This window comes from Acidisoma sp., assembly GCF_035492295.1.
Lineage (GTDB): Bacteria > Pseudomonadota > Alphaproteobacteria > Acetobacterales > Acetobacteraceae > Acidisoma.
In genome coordinates, this window is sequence record NZ_DATJJK010000293.1 from 1 (window position 1) to 3430 (window position 3430).

The window sequence follows — 3430 nt, forward strand, 5'->3', positions numbered from 1 at the left end:
GCTCGAATACCGGGTGCTTGCCCTGCATTACTACAACGAGATGAACAATCGCGAGGTCGCCGCCATCCTCGATATCAGTGAAGGCTACGCTTCGCGAATCCGCAAGCGTGCACTGCAGATTCTGGCCGCGTACATGGCGGACCAATTGAACGGAGAACCTTTATAATGTCAGCGATCCTAGGCATCGTCGCCGCGTTGGCGATGGTCATTCTGGCGGCTGTGACCGACGGCGACCCGATCTCGTCGCTGTTCAGCGTCACGGCGGTGCTGATCGTGTTTGGCGGCACCGGCGCGGCGGTGACGACGCAATTCGGCGTCAAAGGGGTGCTGACCGCCGGCGCCCGCTTCAAGTGGCTGGTCAAGCCGCCGGCGGTGGATATGCACGCCTTCATCGAGCAGGTGGCGGCCTGGTCGAATCTCGCCCGCTCGCAGGGCGCGCTGGCGCTGGAGAGCGAGCTGGAGACGGTCGAAGACCCGTTCCAGAAGCAGGGGCTGCAAATGATCATCGACAACACCGCCGAAGAGGACATGTTGCCGACGCTCGAAGCGATGGCCGCGAATGCCGCGCGCGAAGACACCGTCGCGTCCGAAGTCTGGGAAGCCGCGGGCGGTTATCTGCCGACCATCGGCGTGATGGGCGCGGTGCTCGGCCTGATTCACGTGATGATGGAGCTCGACCATCCGGCCGAGCTCGGCGTGGGCATCGCCACCGCGTTCGTGGCCACGGTCTATGGCGTGGGCAGTGCCAATCTCATCGCCTTGCCGCTCGGCGCGCGGCTCGGCATCCTGGCCGAGGCGCGCGAGCGCGAACGGCACCTGATCATCCAGGGGCTGATGCTGCTGAAGCAGGGCAAGTCGGGCATCCTTATCCGCCAGACCATGCAGAACCTGCTCGCGAAGGATAACAGAAAGAAACCTGACGAGGTCCAAACCGACGCGGCGGAAAGCGACGCGCTGGCGGAGGCGGTCTGATCCATGGACATGCGGCCCAACATGAAGGTGAAGAAGAAGGCAAATCACGAACGCTGGCTGGTTAGCTATGCCGACCTGATGACACTGCTGTTGGCGCTGTTTGTCGTGTTGTATGCGTCCTCGACGCAGAACAAGGTGAAGATTCAGGAGGAAGAGCAAAGCATCATCCATGCCTTCCATGGCACGCCGATCACGATCCAGTCGCATTCGGGCAACAGCGGCGTATTGCAGCACCAGCCGTCGCCGATCCCCAAGCCGGTCGAACATCCCGCGCCGCGGCCGCCGCCGCATGTGCCGCAGCAAATCTCACGTCAGCTGCAGCAGGAAATGGCGCAGTTGCAGGCGATGCAGCTGCGTCTGCAAAGCGTGCTGCAGCCGCTGATCGGGCAGAAGCAGGTGACGATGTCGGCGCAGCCTCTAACACTGACCATCAGCTTCAGCGCTTCGACATTGTATAACAGCGGCCAGGCCACGTTGTCTCCGCCGGCGAAGATTTTGCTCACCAACATTGCGGGCAAGCTGAAAGACCTGCCGGACCAGTTCAGCATGGTCATTCAGGGCTACACCGACAACCAGCCGATCGCCACGCCGCAATTTCCTTCGAACTGGTCGCTTTCGGTCGAGCGCGCGGTCAGCGTGGTTACGTTGTTCGTGGCGCAGGGGATCGACGGCACGCGGCTTTCGGCGCAGGGCTTTGGCGAGTTCGCCCCGTCCGCCAGCAACGCCACGGCCGACGGCCGCGCGCAGAACCGCCGCGTGGTCGTGGTGATCCGCGCCCCCGCGCCGAGTGATACAGCGAATGACGCCTCGGGTGGAAAATAGAGCGTGACGATCATGGATCACTCATCCTCTCCCCTTCGTTTCGCGTGCCGCCGCCCTGCGGTCGCGGCATCGCGCGCTTCGCTTGCCGGCATTATCGCTTTAACCTGACGGAACCGAACCCGTGGCAAAACGCAAACCCCCTCGCAAGGCAAACCAGGGCAGCGGCCTGTATAAGCCCAGGCTTTTGGTCGTTGCGGCTGCGCTGTTCTGGGCGGGGCTGAATCAGCCGGGGTCGTTGACGCTGGTGACGTTGCTGTTGTGGGCGTTGAGTGCGGTGACGGTCGGCGTGCTGATGCGCGCGGCGCTCGCCGTGGGCGAACCGCTGGTCAAGCTCGCTTTCGCCATGGTGAGGCAGCGGCCCAGCGCCGAAGGCACCGCGGAAGAGCCATGAGCTACGTGATCACCCGCCGTCAGGCCCAGAACGCGGTCCCGGCCGAGCCGGAAGTCGACGTGTTCGCGGAGACGGTCGAACGCCGGGTGAACGAAGAGATGGCACGGCTGCGCGTGGCGGCGGAAGCCGAGGGGCGGGCAGCCGGCGAGCAGGCGGGCCATGCGGCGGCGCAGGCGCAGACCGCGTCTCAGGCCGCGCCTGCGATCAAGGCGTTGGAGACGGCCTGGAGCCAGCTCAGCGCGCCGCTGCGCCAGCGCGAGCATGATCTGGCGGGCCTGGTAACGGATCTGGCCTTCCAGCTGGCGCGGCACATCGTCGGCGTCGAGGTGACGACCAATGCCGAGGGCTTGCGCGCGCTGGTGACGCAGCTGCTGCAAGAGGCCGCCTCGGAACGCACGGCGCAACAGCGCATCGTCGTGCGCCTCCACCCCGCCGACCACGCGGTGTTGGCGCCGCTTCTGGTGCTCGAGGATGGCAAACTGATTTCCGACGCCGCGGTCAGCCGCGGCGGCGCGATGGTGGAGCTGAGTGCGCCCGAAGGCGACCCGCTCAACCGCATCGAATGGGATGCCCGCATTGAGGCACGCATCGCCGCCGTGCGCGCCGCTCTGGGACTGCGCGACGAGGCGGCGGCATGATCGCGCTCGAGGCGATCCGCGCGCTCGCCGCCGAGCGGGCGCGGTTGGCGATGGCAGGGGACACCATCCTGCGCTACGGACGGGTGGTGCGGTCCCAGGGCGATGTGCTGCACGCCAGCGGCATTCGCGCGCCGATCGGCTCGCGCTGCCTGATCGATACCGAAGAGGGCATGCCGCTCCCGGCCGAAGTGGTCGGCTTCGATGCGGGCACGCTTTTGATCATGCCCGAGCAGGGCAAGCGCGGCGTGGTGCGCGGCGCGCGCGTGCATGTCGAGAGCCGGGCGCCGACGCCGCTGATGGGGCCGGGCCATCTCGGGCGCGTGATCGACGGGCGCGGCGCGGCGCTGGATGGCAGGAAGCCGCCGGAAGTGACCGACCCGTGGCCGCTGATGGGCGTGCCGGTGAATCCGATGGAGCGCGAGCGCATCGAGAAGCCCTTCGATGTCGGCGTCAGCGCCATCAACGCACTGGCGACCATGGGGCGCGGCATGCGCATCGGCCTGTTCGCGGGGTCCGGCGTGGGCAAGACCACGCTGCTCGGCATGATGGCGCGTTATGCCGAGGCGGATGTCGTGGTGGTCGGCATGATCGGCGAGCGCGGCCGCGA

5 protein-coding genes and 1 pseudogene are annotated in these 3430 nt (G+C 66.4%); all 6 read left to right on the forward strand.

What is annotated here, in order from left to right; all coding sequences use genetic code 11:
- The first annotated feature begins 13 nt into the window (after positions 1–13).
- Complete coding sequence (locus tag VL752_RS21945) at positions 14–166, forward strand: sigma factor-like helix-turn-helix DNA-binding protein (protein WP_325358765.1); 153 nt, start codon at positions 14–16, stop codon at positions 164–166.
- Complete coding sequence (locus VL752_RS21950; protein WP_325358758.1) at positions 166–972, forward strand: motility protein A; 807 nt, start codon at positions 166–168, stop codon at positions 970–972. The genes VL752_RS21945 and VL752_RS21950 overlap by 1 nt, the downstream gene beginning before the upstream one ends.
- A 3-nt stretch (positions 973–975) precedes the next feature.
- Positions 976–1794: a flagellar motor protein MotB gene (locus VL752_RS21955; protein WP_325358760.1), complete on the forward strand. Its 819-nt coding sequence runs from the start codon at positions 976–978 to the stop codon at positions 1792–1794.
- Positions 1795–1915: 121 nt separating this feature from the next.
- Positions 1916–2185, forward strand: a complete 270-nt coding sequence (locus tag VL752_RS21960) for a hypothetical protein (RefSeq protein ID WP_325358762.1) — start codon at positions 1916–1918, stop codon at positions 2183–2185.
- Positions 2182–2823 carry a FliH/SctL family protein gene (locus tag VL752_RS21965; RefSeq protein ID WP_325358764.1) on the forward strand — a complete coding sequence of 214 codons (642 nt, stop codon included), beginning with the start codon at positions 2182–2184 and terminating at the stop codon, positions 2821–2823. The genes VL752_RS21960 and VL752_RS21965 overlap by 4 nt, the downstream gene beginning before the upstream one ends.
- A pseudogene (gene fliI, locus VL752_RS21970) lies at positions 2820–3430 on the forward strand (flagellum-specific ATP synthase FliI); the annotation flags it as partial. The gene VL752_RS21965 and the pseudogene fliI, both read left to right, overlap by 4 nt.

Coding starts and splice junctions, on each gene's coding strand:
- VL752_RS21950 (WP_325358758.1), top strand. CDS start 166: ATGTCAGCGATCCTAGGCATCGTCGCCGCGTTGGCGATGGTCATTCTG.
- VL752_RS21955 (WP_325358760.1), top strand. CDS start 976: ATGGACATGCGGCCCAACATGAAGGTGAAGAAGAAGGCAAATCACGAA.
- VL752_RS21965 (WP_325358764.1), top strand. CDS start 2,182: ATGAGCTACGTGATCACCCGCCGTCAGGCCCAGAACGCGGTCCCGGCC.